Annotated in this window: 4 protein-coding genes; 2 read left to right on the top strand and 2 right to left on the bottom strand. The window is 71.6% G+C overall.

Annotated elements, in window-relative coordinates; all coding sequences use genetic code 11:
* Positions 1 to 6: 6 nt before the first annotated feature.
* Both purH and purN read right to left on the bottom strand, forming a co-directional pair.
* The gene (gene purH, locus JNW91_RS30475) at positions 7 to 1,578 is read right to left on the bottom strand and encodes a bifunctional phosphoribosylaminoimidazolecarboxamide formyltransferase/IMP cyclohydrolase (RefSeq protein WP_203178935.1); all 1,572 of its coding nucleotides are present in this window, start codon (positions 1,576 to 1,578) and stop codon (positions 7 to 9) included.
* The gene (gene purN, locus JNW91_RS30470; protein WP_203178934.1) at positions 1,575 to 2,195 is read right to left on the bottom strand and encodes a phosphoribosylglycinamide formyltransferase; all 621 of its coding nucleotides are present in this window, start codon (positions 2,193 to 2,195) and stop codon (positions 1,575 to 1,577) included. Before purN ends, purH begins: the two co-directional genes overlap by 4 nt.
* A 178-nt stretch (positions 2,196 to 2,373) precedes the next feature.
* Here purN and JNW91_RS30465 point away from each other — a divergent pair, with 178 nt between their 5' ends.
* Both JNW91_RS30465 and JNW91_RS30460 read left to right on the top strand, forming a co-directional pair.
* Positions 2,374 to 2,670: a CD225/dispanin family protein gene (locus JNW91_RS30465; protein ID WP_203178933.1), complete on the top strand. Its 297-nt coding sequence runs from the start codon at positions 2,374 to 2,376 to the stop codon at positions 2,668 to 2,670.
* 26 nt (positions 2,671 to 2,696) lie between these two features.
* Entirely contained in the window at positions 2,697 to 3,245 is a 549-nt protein-coding gene (locus JNW91_RS30460) for a DUF4190 domain-containing protein (protein WP_203178932.1), read from the top strand.
* The last annotated feature ends 148 nt before the right edge of the window (positions 3,246 to 3,393 follow it).

The following is a 3,393-nucleotide window of genomic DNA, read 5'->3' as shown; positions in this document are numbered from 1 at the left end:
GTGGGTTTAGTGGAAGAAGTGGCGGGTTTGGGTTAGGTACATCGTTACGTTGGCGTTCTTTGCCGCCGCGATGACCTCTTCGTCGCGGATCGAGCCACCGGGTTGGACGATGGCGCGGACGCCGGCGTCGATGAGGATCTGCGGGCCGTCGGCGAACGGGAAGAACGCGTCCGAGGCGGCGACCGAACCCCGCGCCCGGTCGGCGCCGGCGCGGCTGACCGCGAGCTGCGCCGAGTCGACCCGGTTGACCTGACCCATCCCGACGCCGACGGTGGCGCCGTCCTTGGCGAGCAGGATCGCGTTGCTCTTCACCGCGCGGACCGCCCGCCAGGCGAACGCGAGGTCGCGCAGCAGCTCCTCGTCGGCGGCCTCGCCGGTCACCAACTGCCAATTGGCCGGGTCGTCGCCGGGGGCGTTCACCCGGTCGGCGACCTGGGCCAGCACGCCACCGGTCACCTGCCGCAACTCCACCTTCGCGGGGTTCCAGGCCGGTGCGCGCAGCAGCCGGATGTTCTTCTTGCCCTGCAACACCTCCACCGCGCCCTCGTCGAAGCCGGGGGCGACGACCACCTCGGTGAAGATGTCGGCGACCTGCCGGGCCAGCTCGACCGAGACCGGCCGGTTGACCGCGATCACGCCGCCGTACGCCGACACCGGGTCGCAGGCGTGCGCCCTGCGGTGCGCCTCGGCCACGTCGGCGCCCACCGCGATACCGCACGGGTTGGCGTGCTTGATGATCGCCACGGCCGGCTGGTCGGCGAAGTCGTTCGCGGCCCGCCAGGCGGCGTCCGCGTCGACGTAGTTGTTGTACGACATCTCCTTGCCGTGCAACTGCTCGGCCTGCGCCAGCCCCGCCGGGGCGTCCGGGTCGACGTAGAGCGCGGCGGGCTGGTGCGGATTTTCCCCGTAACGCAGCACTGTCGACTTGCGCAGCGCCAGCCCCGCGAACTGCGGCCACCAGTCGTCGGCGGGTGCCAGTTCCCGGGCGCACCACTGGGCGACCGCCACGTCGTACTCGGCGATGTCGGCGAACGCGCGCGCGGCCAACGCGCGACGTTGGGCCAGGGTGAACCCGCCCTCGGCGAGCGCGGCGCGCAGCGCCGGGTACCCGGCCGGGTCGGTGAGCACGGCCACCGAGGCGTGGTTCTTGGCGGCGGCCCGCACCATGGCCGGGCCGCCGATGTCGATCTGCTCCACGCACTCCTCGACGCCGGCACCGGAGGCGACGGTCGCCTGGAACGGGTAGAGGTTGGAGACCAGCAGGTCGAACGCGGCCACCCCCAGCTCGTCGAGCTGTGCGACGTGGGTGTCCTTGCGCAGGTCGGCGAGGAGACCCGCGTGCACCTTCGGGTGCAGGGTCTTCACCCGGCCGTCGAGCACCTCGGGGAAGCCGGTCACCGTCTCCACGGACGTCACCGGCACACCCGCGGCGGCGATGGTGCCCGCCGTGCTGCCGGTGGAGACGATCTCCACGCCGGCCGCGTGCAGGGCCTGGGCCAGCTCCACCAGCCCGGTCTTGTCGTAGACGCTGACCAGCGCCCGCCTGATCGGGCGACGCCCGTCCTGAGTGGGACTCACGGAACCGTGACCTTCCTTCCGGTGATGGTCCAGCCTTCGCGGACCAGGCGACCGACCTGCTCGACGAGCTGGCGTCGCTCGGCTTCCTTGATGCGCTCGGTGAGCGTGTCCACGTCGTCGTCGTCGAGCACCGGCACCGCGACCTGCGCCACGATCGGCCCGGTGTCCATGCCCGCGTCGACGAAGAAGAGCGTGGCCCCGGTGAGCTTCACGCCGTAGGCGAGGGCGTCGCGCGGGCCGTGGATGCCGGGGAACGCCGGCAGCAGCGTGTTGTGGGTGTTCAGGTAGCGGTCGCCGAAGGCGGCGAGGAAGTGCGGGCCGACCAGCTTGAGGAACCCGGCGGAGATGACCAGGTCGGGTTGGTGCTTCGCGACGTGCGCGGTGAGCGCCGCATCCCAGTCTTCCCGGGTGTCGTGGTCGCGGACCCGCTCGACGAACGTCGGCACGCCGGCCGCGGCGGCCCGGTCCAGGCCCGCGATGCCGTCACGGTCCGCGCCGACCGCGACGACCTGCGCGCCGTACGCGGGGTCGGTGGCGGCGTCCAGCAAAGCCTGGAGGTTGCTCCCGGAGCCGGAGATGAGGACGACGATGCGGGCGACGGACGCGGGCTCGGTCACCGGGCCACCCTATCGGGCAGGTCAGGACACCCTCCGGCTGGGCGCGCGCCGATCTTTGACAGTGCGGACAGGCATCGACCCGGTACGCTGCCGGTCGCTCGGGCCGGACACCGTCCGGCCCGCACCCCTGTCACTGATCCGGCACGCCAGCCGTGTCGTTGGAATGAGGAGCACCCCCATGCAGCCCGGTAGCCACCCCCACCAGCAGCCGCCGATCAACAACAACATGACGATGTCGATCGTCGCCATCTTCCTCTTCTGGCCGCTGGCCATTCCGGCGATCATCAACGCGTCGAAGGTCAACCCGCTGCTTCAGCAGGGTGACTACGCCGGCGCCCAGGCCGCTGCCACCGAATCACGGAAGTGGTCGAAGTGGGCACTTATCGTGGGCATCGGGTGGTATGTCGTCGTGTTGCTGTGCTGTGCGTTGGGCGGTCTGGGCGCGATCATGAGTGGGAACAGCAGCAGTAACTGACGGAACCAGTCCAAGGAGCTTCTCGAATGCAGCCCGGTAACCCCGGTCAGGACCCGTACGGCCAGCAGCCCAACCAGGACCCGACCGCACCCCAGCCGCCGCACGACCCGTACGCCCCGCCGCCGGCCGCCCCGTACGGGCAGCAGCCCACCTCCGGGCAGCCCTACGGTCAACAGTCGCAGGACCCGTACTCGGCGCCGCAGGCCCCGTACGGCCAGCAGCAGCCGCACCAGGACCCGTACGGCCAGCAGCAGCCCCAGTACGGCGGCGCGCCGACGTACCCGAACGCCGGCTACCCGCAGGCCCAGGGGCAGAACAACACCCTCGGTCTGGTGTCGCTGATCCTCGGCATCGCGTCGATCCCGCTGGTCTGCTGCCTCTACCTGGGCATCCCGGTCGGCATCGCGGGCGTGGTGACCGGTTACCTCGCCCGGCAGAAGGTGGCCCAGGGCCAGGCCAACAACGCCGGGCAGGCCAAGGCCGGCCTGATCTGCGGCGCGGTCGGCGTCGGGCTGGGCATCCTGCTGTTCATCGTGGCCGTCGTGGCGCAGGTCAACCTGCCGACCCAGCCCTGACCGGTCCGGTACTGACGGGGCGCTCCGGATCTCCTCCCGGGGCGCCCCGCGCTCGCCTACTGCGCGGGGGGGCCGGGTGAGCGCCCGGGTCGCGGCGGCGCCGAGCAGCGCACCGACCGCGATGACACCGGTGGCCACCGCGGCGACC

The organism is Micromonospora parastrephiae (genome assembly GCF_016802865.1).
Taxonomy (GTDB): domain Bacteria; phylum Actinomycetota; class Actinomycetes; order Mycobacteriales; family Micromonosporaceae; genus Micromonospora; species Micromonospora parastrephiae.
Note: the sequence above shows the minus strand (reverse complement) of the source record. Positions and strands in the feature narration are given on the sequence as shown.

Excerpts from the sequence above, each read along its gene's own strand:
- JNW91_RS30465 (WP_203178933.1), top strand. The coding sequence starts at position 2,374 with ATGCAGCCCGGTAGCCACCCCCACCAGCAGCCGCCGATCAACAACAAC.
- JNW91_RS30460 (WP_203178932.1), top strand. The coding sequence starts at position 2,697 with ATGCAGCCCGGTAACCCCGGTCAGGACCCGTACGGCCAGCAGCCCAAC.